Source organism: Streptomyces sp. NPDC059224 (assembly GCF_042754285.1).
Lineage (GTDB): Bacteria > Actinomycetota > Actinomycetes > Streptomycetales > Streptomycetaceae > Streptomyces.
Map to the genome: position 1 here is coordinate 179,855 of NZ_JBHZAN010000017.1, position 16,400 is coordinate 196,254.

The 16,400-nt window shown below is 70.2% G+C and carries 20 protein-coding genes and 3 pseudogenes; 9 read left to right on the forward strand and 14 right to left on the reverse strand.

Translation table 11 applies throughout. The features are described 5' to 3' along the window. Positions 1-37 precede the first annotated feature (37 nt). The 5 genes and pseudogenes from ACFXI4_RS20530 to ACFXI4_RS20550 form a co-directional block, all read right to left on the reverse strand. Positions 38-871: pseudogene (locus ACFXI4_RS20530) on the reverse strand (ABC transporter permease); the annotation flags it as partial. Positions 872-873: 2 nt separating this feature from the next. Continuing rightward, entirely contained in the window at positions 874-1,848 is a 975-nt protein-coding gene (locus tag ACFXI4_RS20535) for an ABC transporter permease (protein ID WP_384992761.1), read from the reverse strand. Positions 1,849-1,851: 3 nt separating this feature from the next. Then, a complete protein-coding gene (locus ACFXI4_RS20540; RefSeq protein WP_384992763.1) occupies positions 1,852-2,622 on the reverse strand; it encodes a ThuA domain-containing protein in 771 nt (256 codons plus the stop codon). A gap of 72 nt (positions 2,623-2,694) precedes the next feature. Beyond that, the gene (locus ACFXI4_RS20545) at positions 2,695-3,075 is read right to left on the reverse strand and encodes a hypothetical protein (RefSeq protein WP_384992765.1); all 381 of its coding nucleotides are present in this window, start codon (positions 3,073-3,075) and stop codon (positions 2,695-2,697) included. Between the two features lie 104 nt (positions 3,076-3,179). Beyond that, positions 3,180-3,635 (reverse strand): Gfo/Idh/MocA family protein, encoded by a 456-nt coding sequence (locus tag ACFXI4_RS20550; RefSeq protein WP_384992768.1) that lies wholly within the window; start codon positions 3,633-3,635, stop codon positions 3,180-3,182. Between the two features lie 356 nt (positions 3,636-3,991). On the opposite strand from ACFXI4_RS20550, the gene ACFXI4_RS20555 reads away from it, so the two are divergent. Next, a complete protein-coding gene (locus tag ACFXI4_RS20555) occupies positions 3,992-4,936 on the forward strand; it encodes a zinc-binding dehydrogenase (RefSeq protein WP_384992771.1) in 945 nt (314 codons plus the stop codon). Between the two features lie 26 nt (positions 4,937-4,962). Here ACFXI4_RS20555 and ACFXI4_RS20560 read toward each other — a convergent pair whose 3' ends face one another. Both ACFXI4_RS20560 and ACFXI4_RS20565 read right to left on the reverse strand, forming a co-directional pair. Then, complete coding sequence (locus ACFXI4_RS20560; RefSeq protein WP_384992774.1) at positions 4,963-5,718, reverse strand: GntR family transcriptional regulator; 756 nt, start codon at positions 5,716-5,718, stop codon at positions 4,963-4,965. A 950-nt stretch (positions 5,719-6,668) separates the two neighbouring features. After that, a complete protein-coding gene (locus ACFXI4_RS20565) occupies positions 6,669-6,842 on the reverse strand; it encodes a CsbD family protein (RefSeq protein ID WP_384992778.1) in 174 nt (57 codons plus the stop codon). 138 nt (positions 6,843-6,980) lie between these two features. On the opposite strand from ACFXI4_RS20565, the gene ACFXI4_RS20570 reads away from it, so the two are divergent. Beyond that, positions 6,981-7,151, forward strand: coding sequence for a hydrophobic protein (locus ACFXI4_RS20570; RefSeq protein ID WP_384992780.1), 171 nt, complete (start codon positions 6,981-6,983; stop codon positions 7,149-7,151). A 137-nt stretch (positions 7,152-7,288) separates the two neighbouring features. On the opposite strand, the gene ACFXI4_RS20575 is transcribed toward ACFXI4_RS20570, so the two are convergent. From ACFXI4_RS20575 to ACFXI4_RS20585, 3 genes and pseudogenes are all read right to left on the reverse strand, one after another. After that, positions 7,289-7,522: an integrase core domain-containing protein gene (locus ACFXI4_RS20575; RefSeq protein ID WP_384992875.1), complete on the reverse strand. Its 234-nt coding sequence runs from the start codon at positions 7,520-7,522 to the stop codon at positions 7,289-7,291. Positions 7,523-7,622: 100 nt separating this feature from the next. Continuing rightward, positions 7,623-7,886 (reverse strand): annotated as a pseudogene (locus ACFXI4_RS20580) (transposase); the annotation flags it as partial. Further along, positions 7,826-8,188, reverse strand: coding sequence for a transposase (locus ACFXI4_RS20585; RefSeq protein WP_384992783.1), 363 nt, complete (start codon positions 8,186-8,188; stop codon positions 7,826-7,828). The gene ACFXI4_RS20585 and the pseudogene ACFXI4_RS20580, both read right to left, overlap by 61 nt. A gap of 5 nt (positions 8,189-8,193) precedes the next feature. Here ACFXI4_RS20585 and ACFXI4_RS20590 point away from each other — a divergent pair, with 5 nt between their 5' ends. The 3 genes from ACFXI4_RS20590 (at position 8,194) to ACFXI4_RS20600 (ending at position 10,395) form a co-directional block, all read left to right on the forward strand. Then, entirely contained in the window at positions 8,194-8,361 is a 168-nt protein-coding gene (locus ACFXI4_RS20590; protein ID WP_384992785.1) for a hypothetical protein, read from the forward strand. A gap of 122 nt (positions 8,362-8,483) precedes the next feature. Further along, entirely contained in the window at positions 8,484-9,140 is a 657-nt protein-coding gene (locus tag ACFXI4_RS20595; RefSeq protein ID WP_384992787.1) for a response regulator, read from the forward strand. 25 nt (positions 9,141-9,165) lie between these two features. Continuing rightward, positions 9,166-10,395: a sensor histidine kinase gene (locus tag ACFXI4_RS20600; RefSeq protein WP_384992790.1), complete on the forward strand. Its 1,230-nt coding sequence runs from the start codon at positions 9,166-9,168 to the stop codon at positions 10,393-10,395. 46 nt (positions 10,396-10,441) lie between these two features. Here the strand turns inward: ACFXI4_RS20600 and ACFXI4_RS20605 are convergent, their stop codons facing one another. Then, on the reverse strand, positions 10,442-10,738 hold the full coding sequence (locus ACFXI4_RS20605; protein WP_384992792.1) for a hypothetical protein: 297 nt from the start codon (positions 10,736-10,738) through the stop codon (positions 10,442-10,444). 31 nt (positions 10,739-10,769) lie between these two features. Continuing rightward, entirely contained in the window at positions 10,770-10,976 is a 207-nt protein-coding gene (locus ACFXI4_RS20610) for a hypothetical protein (protein ID WP_384992795.1), read from the reverse strand. A 383-nt stretch (positions 10,977-11,359) separates the two neighbouring features. Between ACFXI4_RS20610 and ACFXI4_RS20615 the strand changes: the two genes are divergently transcribed. Next, complete coding sequence (locus ACFXI4_RS20615; protein ID WP_384992797.1) at positions 11,360-11,776, forward strand: ATP-binding protein; 417 nt, start codon at positions 11,360-11,362, stop codon at positions 11,774-11,776. Between the two features lie 337 nt (positions 11,777-12,113). On the opposite strand, the pseudogene ACFXI4_RS20620 reads toward ACFXI4_RS20615, so the two are convergent. Both ACFXI4_RS20620 and ACFXI4_RS20625 read right to left on the reverse strand, forming a co-directional pair. After that, positions 12,114-12,383: pseudogene (locus ACFXI4_RS20620) on the reverse strand (TetR family transcriptional regulator); the annotation flags it as partial. Positions 12,384-12,788: 405 nt separating this feature from the next. Next, the gene (locus tag ACFXI4_RS20625; RefSeq protein WP_384992800.1) at positions 12,789-13,397 is read right to left on the reverse strand and encodes a TetR/AcrR family transcriptional regulator; all 609 of its coding nucleotides are present in this window, start codon (positions 13,395-13,397) and stop codon (positions 12,789-12,791) included. A 107-nt stretch (positions 13,398-13,504) separates the two neighbouring features. Between ACFXI4_RS20625 and ACFXI4_RS20630 the strand changes: the two genes are divergently transcribed. From ACFXI4_RS20630 to ACFXI4_RS20640, 3 genes are all read left to right on the forward strand, one after another. Beyond that, the gene (locus ACFXI4_RS20630) at positions 13,505-14,515 is read left to right on the forward strand and encodes a zinc-binding dehydrogenase (RefSeq protein WP_384992803.1); all 1,011 of its coding nucleotides are present in this window, start codon (positions 13,505-13,507) and stop codon (positions 14,513-14,515) included. Positions 14,516-14,535: 20 nt separating this feature from the next. After that, positions 14,536-15,138: an NADPH-dependent F420 reductase gene (locus ACFXI4_RS20635; protein ID WP_384992806.1), complete on the forward strand. Its 603-nt coding sequence runs from the start codon at positions 14,536-14,538 to the stop codon at positions 15,136-15,138. Positions 15,139-15,202: 64 nt separating this feature from the next. Continuing rightward, positions 15,203-16,288 carry an alkene reductase gene (locus tag ACFXI4_RS20640; protein WP_384992809.1) on the forward strand — a complete coding sequence of 362 codons (1,086 nt, stop codon included), beginning with the start codon at positions 15,203-15,205 and terminating at the stop codon, positions 16,286-16,288. Positions 16,289-16,400: the final 112 nt, after the last annotated feature.

The window sequence follows — 16,400 nt, forward strand, 5'->3', positions numbered from 1 at the left end:
ACTCGTCGATGCCGAAGTTGACCAGGGACAGCGCGGTGCCGAGGATCGCGATGGCCAGTCCGGCCGGCACGAACCACCACCAGGCGCCGGTCAGCAGTGCGCTGCCGGTCTGCGCCCAGTACAGGATCGTCCCCCAGGACCACTGGGTGACGTCGGCGAGTCCGAGGAACGCGAGGCTGGCCTGGGTGAGGATGGCCGCGGTCACCGTGCCGAGGAAGGCGGCGGCGATGACCGCCACCTGGTTGGGCAGGATGTCCTTGACGATGATCCGCCAGGTGGGCTCGCCGGTGGCCCGGGCCGCCTCCACGAAGTCACGCTTGCGCAGCGACAGGGTCTGCGCGCGCAGTACCCGGGCGCCCCACGCCCAACCGGTCACGGTGATCACCAGGATGATGCCGAGGGAGCCGCTGTGCGGGAGATAGGCGGCCAGGATGATGGTCAGAGGCAGGCTCGGCAGGACCAGGAACACGTTGGCCAGGAGCGACAGGACCTCGTCGCCGAGCCCGCCGACGTAGCCGGCGGTGACACCGACCAGCACCGACAGCACGGTGGTGAGGACCGCGGAGCCGATGCCCACGAGCATCGAGGCGCGGGCGCCGTAGAGCATCTGCGACAGGACGTCCTGGCCGTTCTGTGTGGTGCCCAGCCAGTGCGAGGCGGAGGGCCCGGCAAGGGTGGTGTCGCTGACGGCGGAGGGGTCGTACGGCGAGATCCAGGGGGCGATCACGGCCAGCACCAGGAAGATCAGCACGATCACCAGTCCGCTGAGCGTGAGCGGTGAGCGCAGCAGGCGCAGCCAGAGGCGGCCGGGTCCGCCGGACGACTCGGAGGGAATGTCCGCCTCGGCCAGGGCAGCGGGTTGCAGGGCCATGGTCAGCTCTCCCTTGTCCGCGGGTCGAGGAAGACGTACGCGATGTCGGCGATGAGGTTGGCGACGAGCACCAGCACCGTGATGAGCAGGAAGATGGCCGACATCAGCGGGTAGTCGGCGGCCTGCGCGGCCTTGAAGAGGACCGACCCGATACCGGGATAGTTGAAGACCACCTCGGTGACGATGGAGCCGCCGATGACGAACCCCAGGGACATCGCGAAGCCGGACAGCGACGGAAGCATCGCGTTGCGGGCCGCGTAGGTGTACATCACCCGGCGCCGGGACAGCCCCTTGGCCTCGGCGAGGCGTACGTAGTCCTCACTGAGCGTGGTGACCATCATGTTGCGCATGCCGATCAGCCAGCCGCCGACCGAGGCGACGGTGATGGTGACGGCCGGCAGGACGGCGTAGTTGATCGCGCTGCCGATGAAACCGGCGTTCAGGCCGATGTGCTGGTCCAGCGCGTAACCGCCGGACAGCGGGAACCATTTGAAGGTGATCGCGAAGAGATAGACCATGATGATCGCGAACCAGAAGTACGGGATCGACGACAGGAACGTCGTGACAGGCACCAGTGAGTCGAGCCAGCTGCCGCGTTTCCAGCCCGCGAGCATGCCCAGGGCGGTGCCGATGACGAAGCCGAGCACCGTGCAGAGGGTGATCAGGATCAGCGTCCAGTACATGCTCTGGCCGAGGACCGTGCTGACATTCGACGGGTAGTAGGCGTAGGAGGTGCCGAAGTCGCCGTGGAAGACGCTGTGCCAGTAACTGACGTACTGCTGCCAGAGGTTCTGGTTGGACTGCCCGAACAGGATGCGCAGGGCGTGCACCGCGGAGGGGCTGAGCTTGCCGTGGAACTGGTTGATCAGGTTGTCCGCCGGGTTGCCCGGCATGATGCGCGGGATGAGGAAGTTGAGGCTGATCGCGGCCCAGGCCGTGAGCAGGTAGAAGACGGTCTTTCGTAGCAGTGTGCGCACCGGTCACTCCCCGTTCTGTGCGCGGCCGGACCGGCAGACCCAGCGGGCGGCACGCCGGACCAGTCGGCGCATTCCTGGCTCGCCCCAGATCCGCATGTCGTGGCCGAGTTGGAGGTAGACGACCCGGCCGTTCCCGTTCCGGCGGGTGTGGACGAGCGGTTCGGTTCCGGAGCCGGTCTCCCGCCACGCGACGACGCGTGCGTCGGGCCCGGTGGCGAGCCGGTAGTGCTCGTGGGTTACCTCGAACGGGTCGATGTCCGCCGTGAGTTCGTGGTCCGGGTCGAGCCGAACCTGGAACCGGCTCTCGTGCGGCCGGGGTCCGTGCGAGAGGTAGCGGCTGCCGATCAGCTCGGCCAACAGCCGGTCGCCCGGGTCAAGTTGGTCCGGCGAGGAGGCGAGGACCGTGGTGGAGTGGAGAGCGACCAGACCGCAACCGCCGTGCACCGCTCGCGCCAGGGCCTCGCGCTGTCCGGTGGTGAAGCGGCCCAGCGCGGTGTACAGGACGGCCACGTCGGCGTCGGCCGCGCTGTCCAGTGACGCGGTACCCAGTCGGGTCCGGACGGCGAAGCCCTCGTCGGTCAGTGCGCCCTGGAGCGCGGAGGCCGCGGTGAAGAGATCCTCGTACACGTCGTCGCCGCTGATCACGGCGAGGGCGGCGGGTCCGGTGGCGCGGCCGGCGGGCTGTCCGGCGGTCAGGGCGGTGGGCCCTGGGGCGCGTGCGGCCGGCGTGCCCGTGTGCATCACCGGGGCATGGCGGGGCCGGGGAATCTGCATGCGGAGGCTCGATTCAGTAGGTGGAGCGCAATTCACCGGAAGGGCTTCAGAAGCCCTCCGCCCGCCCGATGTTCAGGGCGTGGTCCATGCGGTCCAGCGGCAGCGGAAACCGCCGTGTGGACCAGCTGCTTTCAAAGGGACGAAGATCAGTTCGGCGCCGCGCGGCGCGTGCCAGGCGCGCGGCACGGGTCGTCGGCCGGTGCGCAGCACGGCGGCCGGGTCGCGGATCGCGTCGGCCGTTCCGGCGGCGATCGCCGGGTAGACACTGCGCTCCCAGGTGCGGGGGCCGGTGCCGAAGGGCCGACTGCCGCACCAGTTCGTCGCTGTCGAGGATCCGGAGCAGGGTGCGGGCACCGCGGAGGTAGGCCCGCCCCGGGTTCCCTGGACGATCGGTCCGAGGTCGTTCTCCAAATCGATGACGGGGGTGTGCGGTTCGCGTCCGGTGGGGACCACCGCCTTTACCCGGTCCCGCCCAGCCGACCTGCGTCAGTGAGGCGGTCTCGGTGAAGACGCCGTAGACGTAGCGGTCGACGGAGACGCCGGTCCGGTCCAGTACCTCACTTCGCGGCGGTGTCCGGCCGGTGGTACGGGATCAGGTCCAGGGTGTGGGTGCCCCGGTCGAAGAGGTTCGGGCAGTGGCCCTCGACGGTCACCACGTCGCCGATCTCGCACTGTGCGATCCGCTCGTGTGCCTGGGTCCGCACGGGATCGAAGCGACGTTGCAGGTTGACGGTCAGGACGACTTCGGCGCCGGCCGTCTCGGTCGTCACGGCCACGGCATCGCCGTGGCCGAGGGCGATCGGCTTCTCGCAGCGCACCGCCCGCGCGCCAGCCGCGATCGCCGTGCGCACGACGTCGAGGTGGCGGGCCGGTGACGTACCGACGTCGGCGGTGTCCGGCCGCATGTCCGCGAGCAGTTCGCGGAAGTCGCCGCTCACGTGCGGCATGGCGAGTTCCGCGGCCAATGCCTCGGCTGCAGCGAGGTCGACGTCCGCGAGACCGGCCGGCGCCACACCGGACGAGCAGACCGAACGCGTGCCCGCGGCCCTGCGAACCCGCCCTGACCGTCACCGCGGAGAGGCACTGATCCGTCGTGGTCCGCGCGGAGTCGTCCATGACCGCTCCCTTCCGATGGGATCTGCGGGTGTGCCACTTGCATACCTCTTGCAGACATCTTAATACGTCGACCGGTCCTGTCTAGAGGTCGAACGGAAGGTGACGCGGCGAAAACACGCCCTATTTATCGGCAATTTCGGGGCAAAAGGGAAAAAACATGACAGCTATTCCGGCCATGAACACTGCGAACCAGGGCTTACCACTTAGAACCACTTGGCTACACTGGCAGGCACCACTCGGACAGGAGACCCGTATGAAGTTCAGTCAAGTCGTGGGCCCGCGCACCTCCGAGATCGTCATCGCCGACGACCCGGTCCCCTCTGACGACCAGATCCTGGTGGAAGTCCTGGCGTGCGGGGTCTGCACCTCCGACATCGGGCCCTGGCTCGGCCACGATCCGGCCGACGCCCCTGTCCGGCTCGGTCACGAGATGGTCGGCCGGGTCGCCGTCGCCGGACGGAACGCGACCCGTTGGCGGCCGGGAGACGTGGTGACCGGCCTGGGCGGCGACGGGTTCGCCACCCTCGCCGTGATGGACGCGAACGCCGTACTGCCCGTGCCGCCGGGCATCGAACCGGCCCACGCGATCGGCGAACCGGTCGCCGACCTGGAGGAGGCACTCTCCCGCACCCCCGTCCGCCCGGGCGCCACGGTGGCCGTCGTGGGCCTCGGCTTCATGGGTCTTGGTCTGGTGCAGCTCACCAAGCGGCACGCGCCCGGACTGCTCATCGGCGTCGACCCCGACCCGGAGCGCCGCCGCCGCGCGCTCGGCCTCGGCGCCGACCTCGTCTTCGCCCCCGACGAGCTGCCCGAGGAATACCGCACGCAGACCAGCCGGACCACGGACGCCCGGCCCGAGATCGTCCTGGAGGCGACCGGCGCCACCGGCGGACTGAAGACGGCCGGCAGCATGGTCCGGCCGTTCGGGACGCTCTGCGTGGTCGGATACCACCACACCGGCGACGCCATGATGGACATGGACCTCTGGTACAAGGCCGTCACCGTGGTCAACGGCTTCTGCCCCGACCGCACTCGCCTGGTCGCCGCGATGCGCGACGCCCTCGATCTGATCGGCGAACGGCGCTTCAGCTACGCGCCGTTGATCACCCACCGGTTCGGCCTAGACGGGGTCGACGAGGCGTTCGGCGCGATGCGAGAGGCCGCACCCGACTTCGTCAAGGGCGTGGTCCTCTTCTGACGAACCACCCCCTACCGCCGCACCGGCTACGAGCGGGCGAACGACGTGCGCAGCCGGTAGCGGTCACCCGCGTACTGGATCGTCGAAACGAACAACGGCTCCTGCTGCGCGTTGAGCGCCAGCTGCCGCATCACGAGGACCGGGTCGCCGGGCGCGAGAGCGAGGTGTTCGGCAGTGCGCTCGTCAGCCTTGGTCGCCTCGATGGTGCTGTCCGCACGCACCGGTTCCACACCGGCCGCCGAGAGCGTCGAGTACAGCGACCGCTCCTGGAAGTCGACCTGTTCGATGTCCGGCACCAGCGCGTGCCGCAGGCGGGTGAGGTCGAGAGCTATCGGCACGCTCTCCAGAAGCCGGACCCGCTCCAGCCGGAACAGCGCGGTCCCGGGCGCGATGCCCAACTGCTCCGCCTCGTCGATGCTCGCCGGACTCGTGTCGGCCCGCAGCACCTTCGAGTGCGGCTTCAACCCCATCCGGTTCGCCGTCTCGCTGAACGACTCCAGGCTGTTGGGCCACTCCTTCTTCTGCGCGCTCTGCGCGACGTACCAACCCCTGCCGTGCGACGGGTTGAGCACACCCGCCTCGACCAGACTGCCCAGCGCCTTGCGCAACGTCACCCGGCTGATGCCCAGCTGCTGGCACAGCTCCCGCTCCGGCGGCAGCCGGCCACCGGGCCGGAGCACCCCGCGATCGATCTCGCCCCGGATCACATTGACCGCCTGGATCCACAACGGCTCCGGGGAACCCGGGAGGACCGGGCCGGAGACCTCAGGTGAGTCGTTCATACGGTGAAGCCCCCATGGTGATCCACTCCGCTGGACAAGCGCGGATCACCATAGCTTTACCTACGACGCTGTGGCCAGAAGCCACCACGGGGGTGGCGAAACGGTGGCGACGGGGTGTGCCGAGCGGCGGTTCACACGTTCGGTCGCGTTCGAGCCGCGTGCCCCGGAGCAGGGGCCGGGGCACGGAGGGACGAGGCTGCCTCCCGCAGGCTTCTGCCCCTGTTGCCCCGCTCTGGAGGAACCTCGTGCTGCTGAGCTCGGTCAACCTCAACAAGCTTCTCGGCGCCTCCAGCAGGCGCCCGCTCCCACCCTGCCACCTGGCTGCGCGAGCACGTCGTGAAGATCGTGCTCGCGCAGGAACCGGACAGGCCGCCGACCGGACGCCGCGGCCCCTGGCGGGCTTCACGTCGCCTCCTCGCTGCGGCCGGCCGTGGTCATGAGATCGGACACAGACCAGGCTGCTGACGCTCCTGGACCACCACGACTCCGCACGGCCCGCCGAGACCCCAGCCGACGCCCGCCAAGACCACTGACCGGTTACCCGCGAGCCCGGCCGGGACCGAACCCGCAGACGACGACACGGCACCGGCCCCGCTTGCGCCCCCGGGAGCGGCGAACCTTGCCGCCGCCCGTCAGTTCCACGCCCGCGGCGCGCTCCCACGCGGTGTTTGTCGAGCAGGTGCCGGGCCTGCCGCAGGACCACCGATCCCGCACCGGGCCGGCGGGCTGGCCGCGGCCGATTGCGATCGAGCTCGGCGGCCGTCGTTTCGGTGGCCTGCACCGCCGACGGTGCCCGGCCAAGGACAGTCCGGTAGTGACGCCCTTTGGGGGTCGCGTAACCGGCGCGACCGGCGGGCGCGAGGCCGGCGGCCGGCATGGACAGCAGGCGATCACACAGGACGAGGGCCGTCCCCGGAACGGTTCCGGGGACGGCCCTCGCCGAACGAGCGTCAGCGCTTGAAGGCGTCCTTGGCCTTCTCCTTGGCCTCGCGGGCGTCACCCGCGCGCTTCTGCACCTGCCCTTCGGCGGTCAAGCGCTCGTTGCCGAGGGCGCGCCCGAGGGCCTCCTTGGCCTTGCCCTGAGCCTGCTCGGTCTTCGCCTTGGCCTTCTCGCCGGCACTCATGAGATATTCCTCCTCGTCGCTTCACTTCCGCTGCCGCGGTAACGCCGCTGGTGCCCCGGCAGTCCCTTCACAAACAAGGACTGCTCGGTGAGTAGAGCGCGATCGGCAGGGCACACGGCGGCCAGGAGGTTGATAACTATGGTTCCCCTGCTTCTCGTTCTGCTGCTCGCCCTGATTCTTTTCGGCGCCGGATTCGCCATCAAGATTCTCTGGTGGGTGGCCGTGGTGGTTCTCGTGCTGTGGCTGCTCGGCTTCGTCATGCGATCCACCAACGCTGGAGGAAGCCGCGGCCGCTGGTACCGATGGTGACCTGACCGCGCACACCCTCTCGTGTGGGGCCCGGCCGTCCCGACGGCCGGGCCCCACACGTACGCCGTTGAACAGGCACACACCCCCCAGGACTGAAGATTCACCGCACGGAACCGGGGCGGGGGAGTGTGAACCGCTCAGGGATCGGTGGAGGCTCTATGCGTTGACTCCAGGCGCCGGTTGGGGCTGGTGTGGAGCGTAGGAGCTGGTCTCGTGCTCGTGGGCGGGATGTCTCCGATCGCCGTGTGGAGGCGCTGGTTGTTGAACCAGTCGACCCATTCCGCGGTGGCAAGTCCGACGTCGGCAAGGCCGTGCCAGGGCTTGCGGGGTTTGATCAACTCCGTCTTGTGGAGGCGGGGCCGGGATTCCATGAGCGCGTTGTCCAGAGCATCGCCGACGGTGCCGATCGAAGCGTCGAGGGCGGCGTCGAGGAGATGCGCGGTGAACGCGAACGATGTGTACAGGACGGATTCAACTGATCGTCGCGGCACCTTGATCGGGAGGTGGAGCGGTGGGCTCTGTGGAGCGGCATGAAGTCGGCCATCCACCGCTCGTTCGGACGGGACGCGGTGAAGTCGCGTTGCAGCAGGTCGCTGGCCCTCTCGTGGCCGTCGTCCCGGATGGTGGTGCGGATCTCTTCCCGCGTCGGGCGCCCTGAAGGCCGAGGTCGCGCATCAGCCGGGCGACGGTGCAGCGGGCCACCGGTAGGCCCTCGCGGTGCAGCTGCCGCCAGACCTTCCGGACCCCGTGCTGGTGTTGACGCGGCTTTCAGGGAGCCCACAGTCGAGGAGTGCGGCGAGGATTCCTTTGTTGGTCTCGATGAACCTGGTGTCCACGCCGGAACAGGTCGTAGACCCGGTCCCACGGCCCATAACGTTCGGGCACGTCCGCCGGGGAGCACCGGTCCGGGTCCGCCACCGTATGCCGTCTGTCAGCTGCCGCCGTGTCCACACCTGCGGCCGGCCCGGCCTGATGCCCGTCGGCAGCAGAGGCTCCAGCCGGGCCCGCTGGCCGTTCGCCAGATCCCCACGTCCCACAGGACGTGATCATCAACGATCAAGATCCACTTTCCCAAACAGACCCTATAGCCGCTTCCGTCTCCGCCGTCCACGTCGCCGCCGTGGAACAGTGGCTCGCCGGCAGTCTGCGGCCCGGCCATGCCGATCAACGAGGCAATCGCGAAGGCCAGGAAGACGCCGGCTGCGGCTGACCGCTTGGTCTTCCGGTCCGATCGGCTCGGCCGAACGGACGACCTGCGCGCCGGCGTACCGCAACCCGCCGGGGCGGGGCCGAGAATGGGCCACAGGACGAGCCCGCAGCCAGGAGGACCAGATGGCGATCACCGTGGTCGTCGCCGACGACCAGGAGATGGTGCGTGGCGGCTTCCGGGCCATCCTCGACGCCCAACCCGGGATCACCGTCCTGGCCGACGTCGCGGACGGGCTCGAAGCGCTCCAGGCCTCGGCCGAACTGCGCCCGGACGTGCTGCTGCTCGACATCCGGATGCCGCGTCTGGACGGGCTGGAGGTGCTGGAGCGACTGGGCGCCGAGGCGGCAGCCGGGAAGCCGGTGCCGAAGGTCGTCGTGGTCACCACCTTCGACCAGGACGACTACGTCCGGACCGCCCTGCACCGCGGTGCCTGCGGCTTCCTGCTCAAGGACGCGGGGCCCGGCCTGCTCATCGAGGCCGTCCGAGCGGCGGCGGCAGGCGACTGTCTGATCTCCCCCTCACTGACGGTGCGGCTGCTGTCAGGCCACGAGCCGTCCACGCCGCAGCGCGAACGCGGTCGCCGGCTGACGGAACGAGAGCTGGATGTGGCCCGCGAGGTCGCCCAGGGCGCCACCAACCAGGAGATCGCGAGTCGACTCTTCCTCTCCCTCTCGACCGTCAAGACACACCTGAGCAAGATCCAGGAGAAGCTCAGGGCCCGCAACCGGGTGGAGGTCGCCGCGTGGGCATGGGAGTCCGGCCTCATGCGCCGGTCCTGACCCGCCACAGACGAGGCCACCACTCATGCCGACGAACCGGGCCAACCCGTCATACCCCCCGCCTGCTCCGCAGGAGGCTGCCGGGACCGGACGCCGCATCTGGGCCATCTCCGACTGGCCCACCCGCACCGTCGCCGGCCACTTCGCGCTCGCGGTCGTACTCGCGCTGGCCGTCACATTCGAGACGCTGCACTTCGCCACCCGCTTCGGTGCAGCGAACTTCACCATCCTCGCCTCGGGCCTGTTCGCCAGCGCCTGGGCGATCCCCCTGCGGCGCCCGCCGCTCGCGGTCCGCGGTCTGGCCGCCGCCTGCGGCTCACTGGCCTGCACGGCCGTCATGCTCGGGCTGCGCCCGTCCATCCACCTCTGGGGCGTCGGCGAGTCGGTCGCGCTGCTTGTCCTGCTGTCCGGAGTCCTGCGCCGCGCTCCGACCGGGCAGGCGCTGTGGCTCGGCCCGGTGATCGCCCTCGCGGCCGTGACCACCCCGGCCCGCGACGCCCACCCCGGCCCGGTCACGGCCACCATCGGCGCAGCCACGGTGGCGACCGTTGCCCTCGCCCTCTACCTGCGCCACCAGGACGCCGAGCGTGACGTCGCGGTGGAGCAGGCGCGCGGTGCCGAACGGCTCGAACTGGCGAGGGAACTGCACGACTTCGTCGCCCACCACGTCACCGGCATTCTGGTCCAGGCGCAGACAGCCCGCGCGGTCCCCGACGACGAACCGGGAAACCGGGAGCGCATGGCCCGGATCGAGGAGGCCGCCAACGAGGCGCTCACCGCGATGCGCCGCGTGGTGCGGGTCCTACGCGAGGAGAACAGCAGTACGGCCCCGCTGGCGGGGCTCGACGACATCGCGGCGCTCGCCGCCGAATTCCGACTGGTCGGACCGCCGGTCGACCTCGACATCGACCCGTCCCTGCATCGTCAGCTCGCCCCGGACCTGGCCGCGTCCGCCCACCGCGTGGTGCGCGAGGCCCTGACCAATATCCGCAAGCACGCCCCCACGGCAACGCGCGTGGAGATCAGCCTGCGTCGCACCGGACACGGGCTGCGTGTCGAAGTCACCGACAGCGACGACGGATCGCGGCGCGAGCCGCCGCCGATCCAGCGACGCGCTACCGGGCACGGGTGGGGCCTGCTGGGCCTGTCCGAGCGGGCGGGCGCGCTCGGCGGTCACCTCGAGTCGGGTCCGACCGCCAACGGCTGGCGGGTCGTCGCCGAGTTCCCGGAGACGGCCGCCGAAAACGAACCGTAACCGGTGCCTGCTCAGCTCCCGAGGACGAAACGGGCCGGCACCCGGCCTAGTCGGACTGCCGCCCGCGAGGCCTCCGCCCCCAGGGGCTGAATGCCGCCGGCCACCGCAGCCCCGCCCGTCGGCCGCGCTGCTCCCGTTCGACCGTACGACGTGCGGGCAGGTGCAGGTCGGAGCCGATCGAAGTGAGCCGCACCGCGAAGACCATGGCCGCGCCGAGCGCCATCGGGGCAGGCCCGGTCACGCGCACCCGGTCGAGCAGCAGGCGGCAGCCCGCCCCTGCGAGGGCCACGAACGCGTACACCTCCTCGCGCAGTACCTGCGGCGGGAATCGTCCGCAGAGCACGTCGCGGACGATTTCGCCCGCGATGTGCCGGTCAGTACGGCGGGCAGCAGGACCGCCAGGGCCTGGCACCCGGTTCCAGGGCAGCCTGGGCGCCGGTGACCGTGACCGCAGACAGGCCCATGGCGTCCACGATCGGCAGAGTGCGCTCGGGCAGCTCTCGGGTGCGCAGCAGCCGCATGGTGCCGCCGCCGACCGTCGTGATCACGCTCAGCGGGAGCCAGTCATGGGTCCGGTACAAGGGCGCGCGGCCGAGGACCCAGCGTGCGGATCGTCCCGACGGCGATGGCCGAGACGACAGCCACGACGGGGCCCCGAAGGGGTCCAGCTTGGCGCGGTGCGCGGCCGGCACGCCGTCCGTGACGAAGGCGGCAGTGCCGACGAGGTAGAGAACTCGGAGCAGCAGGCTCGCCTCTGGGGTCCGTCCAGTCCGTTCTCCCCCACACTGCCGGGGTGTGCGGGGGCGCGGACATCGGCCGGGCGGGCATCTCACCGGCCGCAAGGACCAGGTCAGCGTCATCGTCCTTTCGGCCGATGACGTCTGGCCGCCGGGCCGATCCCGGGCGAGTGGCCCCGGCTCTACGGTGGTGTGCGGTGGGGGCCGAGTCCGGAGGAGAGACCCACATGCCGACCCGTCTCGCCGCACAGCTGACGATGTCCGCTTCGCTGACCCTGCCCGCGCTGACCTGCTCCGTCAGCCGTGCACGCCGCGCCTTCACGGCGCTGTGCGCGGACCACGCCGCCGCCTCCGACGGCCGACTGCTGCTGTCCGAGGCCGTGGCCAACGCGGTCGAGCACACCGACACCGAACAGGTGCGCGTAGTGATCCAACACCACCCGCCCACCGGCCGCCTTATCTGCGCCGTCCACGACAGCAGCACTGACGTCCCGCCCGAGCGAGCCGAGAACCCGAGCGCAGACGCGGAGTCGGGCCGTGGCCTGTACCTGATCGAGGCCCTCAGCGAGGCGTGGGGTCACCTGGTCCGCCCTGACGGAAAGTGGACCTGGTTCAGCCTGCGCCCGTCTGGCACGTCGAGCTGAATATTGCGAGCGGGCCGAACACGGAGGAAGTCATGGCAGCGAAGAAGCTGCCGACCCCGATCCCCACCGGGGGGCGCGGCGGAGCTCCTGGACTCGATCGCGGATGAGTCGCGGCGCACCGACGCCACGCGACTCGACGATCTCATGCGGGAGATCACCGGCGCGGCCGACGGTGTGGGGCGGTGGCATCGCCGGCTTCAGGGCGACGCACCACTGGCGGGGTTCGCTCCGCGCAAGCAGCACCTGGGGTACAGCCATTTGACGCGGCACGGGGCGCGGCACTCACGGCACTCACGGCACCCACTGGGCTCGGTCTGCCCCCGCCAAACGGCATCGATCAGCCCAGCGACGCAGTCGCCGCGCGGTCCTCCAGGGCTGTCAGTGCATGTGGCGCGAGCCCTTCCGCGTCATCACGATCGCTTTCGGACCACTGGGCGTAGCCCCGCTTGAACGCGAGGACTTCCAGCTCGCCCGCGAGATGCGCAGTCGGCTCGGGGACACCGCGGGCGATGAGCGCGGCTGTCATGGCGGGTGCGAGGCCGACGCTCTTGAGGGTGTCGCGCTCCTGAAGCTCGGTGCCGGCTGCCACGGCTGCTTTGATGCGGGGGCGGTGGAGGCGAGCAGCGAGAGCGGCGCGGACAGCGCGGCGATCAGGACGTGTCGGGTGGGGGCGAGACACACGGCCGGGTCTCCGTTTCGAAGATCACGAACAGGAGTGTGATCTTCGTGGCGCTCGGCAAGGCCGTGTCGGCCGGTCCGCGGGCCCATTCACCCGACCGGCGAACTGGTCACACCTCCGACCACCCTCCGGCGCGCGATGTCGGCTCCGCACTGAGGCCCCCACGACGGTGGAGGGCCTCAGAGGTGTGCAGCCCGGGAGGGTCATTACGCAACGAAGTCACTGGTCAGAAGCCCAGGAGAGTTGCGTTTAGCGGGTTGTTGATGGTGGCGGGGCCGGGCCGCCTGTCGCGGACGCCTTCGGTTTCAGTTCCCCAGGGGTTTTGAATGGGGTTCAGTCGAGCGTGTGGCTGCGGGTGGTCCGAAGGATCTCGTCGGAGAGCCCGGGCTGGACCTGGCGTACGGCGCGGGCGAGCATCAGCGCGCCGACCATTTCGCTGAGCAGGCGGATGGCCCTGTGGCGGGCTTCGGCCGGGTCGAGCTTGCGGCCCTTGTCCTCGGCTTCGCGCAGGAACTCGGCGGTGAAGCCGGTGAGGTAGCCCTCGACGCCTTCGGCGTAGGCGCTCTGCACGGCTTCGCTGTGCCGTCCGGCGTCGGTGGCCAGGGAGGCGGAGGGGCAGCCGCCGTCCGGGGCGTCGCGGTGCTCGGTGGACAGATATCCGGCCACGACGCGTTCCAGCGGGGAGCCGGCCTGGTCCGGACCGTCCTCGATCGTCTGGGCCAGGCCCTTGAGCGAGGCGGCGTAGGAGGCGCCGCACACCTCCACGGCCAGCTCGTTCTTGGAGGTGAAGTGATTGTAGAAGCCGCCGTGGGTGAGTCCGGCTTCCTTCATCAGCTCGGCGATGCCGACCGCGTCGATGCCCTGCGAGCGAAACATGCGGCTGGCCGCTTCGAGGATGTTCTGCCGGTTGCGGGCCTTGTCCTGCTTGCTGATCCGCGGCATGGCCGTCCTCTCGTGGTGCGCTCTGTTTGACATCTTTAATGATGGCCCTCATCATAGCAAAAGTATCAATGATGCTCATCATTAATAGTTTCCGGAAGGAGAGTGTTATGCGCGCCATCACCTACGGCCGGCACGGACAAGCCGGGCAGGTACTGCGCCTGAGCGAGTGGCCGGCACCTGCTGCGCCCGCGGCGGGGCAGGTACAGGTGCGGGTGCTGTCCCGGCCGGTCCATCCAGGCGACCTGGCGGGAGTGGAGGGACTTCCGGGAGGGCCGCGGCAGCGGTTCGCTCTGCCACGGATTCCCGGCGTGGAGGGAATGGGCGTCATCGAGTCCGTCGGCGCGGGGGTGCAGGATCTGCGGCCCGGTCAGCGGGTGGCGTTCTTCCCGGTGCCGGACGCCTGGAGCGAGCTCGTCACGGCGCCGGCCGATCGTGTGGTGCCGGTGCCCGAGGGCCTCAGCGACGAGACCGCGGCTTTGATGCTGGTCAACCCGCTGACCCTGCTCTCCTTGCTGCAGGCGGTCGAGGACGCCCAGCGCGGCCAGGCCGGTCCGGTGGTGCAGACGGCCGCCGGTTCGTCGGTGGGGAAAATGGTCAGCGCCGCAGCGCTCAAGCACGGCATCCGGCTGGTCAACCTGGTGCGCAGCGCCAAGGGGGCGCAGACCTTGCGGCAGCGCTTCCCCGCGCTGCCGGCCATCTCGACGGCCGACGCCAACTGGCGCACTCAGGTCCAGGACGCGACCGGCGGCAGGGGCGCCCAGGTCGTACTGGACGCGGTGGGCGGATCCCTCACCGGCGAGCTGGCCGGGCTGCTCGCCGACGGCGGCACGCTGATCACCTACGGACAGCTCGGTTCCGGGAGCACGCCGCTGGAGTCGCTCACGCTGACCCCGCGGGCCCTGACCGTGCGGGGCACGTCCGTCTTCCAGTGGATGACCGCCCGCACGCCTGAGGAACGGGCCGAAGACGTCGCCTTCGCCACCCGTCTGGCCGCGACCGCCCCGGAACTCTTCGAGGTCGCCGCCCGCTACGACCTCGCCGACTTCGCGAAGGCCATCGACCATGTCCGCCGCCCCGGCAGGAGCGGAACCGTCCTGCTCGCCAGCCCCGCCCCCTGAACCCCACGAAGGGCACTGCCATGAAGATCGGAACCCTCGGCGCCGGAACCGTCGCCCAGGCCATCGCCCGCCACGCCGTGGCCCACGGCCACCAGGTCGTACTGAGCAACAGTCGCGGCCCCGCCTCCCTGGCCGGCCTCGCCGACGGACTCGGACCGCTCGCCCAGGCCGGCACCCCGCAGGAAGCCGCCGCGGCGGAACTCGTCGTGCTCGCCGTCGGCTGGCCCCAGATCCCCGACGCGGTAGCCGGCCTGCCACCCTTCGACGGGCGCATCGTCATCGACGCCACCAACCAGTTCACCTCCCCGCCCCCGCCCATGAAGATCGCCGACCTGGGCGAGCTGACCGGCAGCGAACACGTCGCGTCCCTGCTGCCCGGAGCCCGCGTCGTCAAGGCGTTCAACACCCTCTACGGCCAGTACATCGCCGCCGACCCGCGCCACCGGGCCGGACGCCAGGTGCTGTTCCTCGCCGGTGACGACGCCGACGCCAAGACCACCGTCAAGGACCTCACCGCCGCCTTCGGCTTCGCCCCCGTCGACCTCGGCTCCTTGCGCGAGGGCGGACGCCTCATGCAGCTCGGCGGCCCGCTCTCCGGCCTCCATGCCCTCAAACAGGACTGAGCCGGGCCCCCGCCCATTCCTCCTCCTTCTCCTCATCCACCCCCCATGTACAAGGAAGTTGCTCATGACCACCCAGCCCCTGCTGCTGCCCGTCCGCCTCGGCGCCCTGAACCTCCCCAACAGCGTCGTCATGGCTCCCATGACCCGCGCCCGCGCCCAGAACGCCGAGCTGGCCCCCACCGACCTGCACGCGACCTACTACGCGCAGCGTGCCGGCGCGGGCCTGATCGTCACCGAGGGAACCTGGGTCAACCCGGACGCGATCGGTTTCATCCACGCGCCCGGCATCTACACCGACACGCAGACCGCCGGCTGGATGAAGGTCACCGAAGCCGTCCACGAGGCCGGCGGCCGGATCGTCTCCCAGCTCGGCCACCTCGGCGCGGCCTCCCACCCCGACCACCTCGGCGGCCGCCTGCCCGCCGGACCTTCGGCCATCAACCCCGGCGAGAAGTCCTTCACCCCCTCCGGCCCGAAGGACACCGTCACCCCGCGCGCCTACACCGCCGCCGAGATCGCCGCCACCATCGCCGACTACCGCCACGCGGCCGAGAACGCCCACCGCGCAGGCTTCGACGGCGTGGAAATCCACGCCCAGCAGTCCCACCTGATCCCGCAGTTCCTCAACCCGCGTCTCAACCACCGCACCGACGCCTACGGAGGCAGCAGCGAGAAGCGGGCCCAGTTCCTCCTCGACATCCTCGACGCCGTCAGTGACGTGTTCGGCAGCGACCGCATCAGCGTGAAGATGTCCCCGGGCTGGAACAACGGAACAACGTTCACCGCGGACGAGGAGACACTCGCCGACTACGACCAGCTGTTCAAGAAGCTCACCGACAGCAACCTGGCCTACCTGCACCTCCTGGGCACCCCCGGCACTCTTGAGGAGCGCATCGCCCTCTTCTCCCGCTACCGCGCCCACTACCAGGGCAACATCGTCGCCAACCTCGGCTTCACCCAGGCCCTCGGCAACGAGATCCTCGCCCACAAGATCGTCAACGCGGTCTCCTTCGGCGCCCCCTTCATCGCCAACCCCGACCTGGTCGAGCGCTTCGCACAGGGCCATCCGCTGGCCGACGGCGACCGCGACACCTACTACGCCGGTCACGCCGAGGGCTACACCGACTACCCCGCCTTCACCGCCAACTGAGCAAGGAAGCCGGCCGGTGCCGCGTCATATGTGGGGCAGCACCGACCGGCTCCGCTCTCGGCCGAGGGCCGCAGGCTTTCGGGCAGCAAGCGAAGGAAGCCGTAGCCCAGAC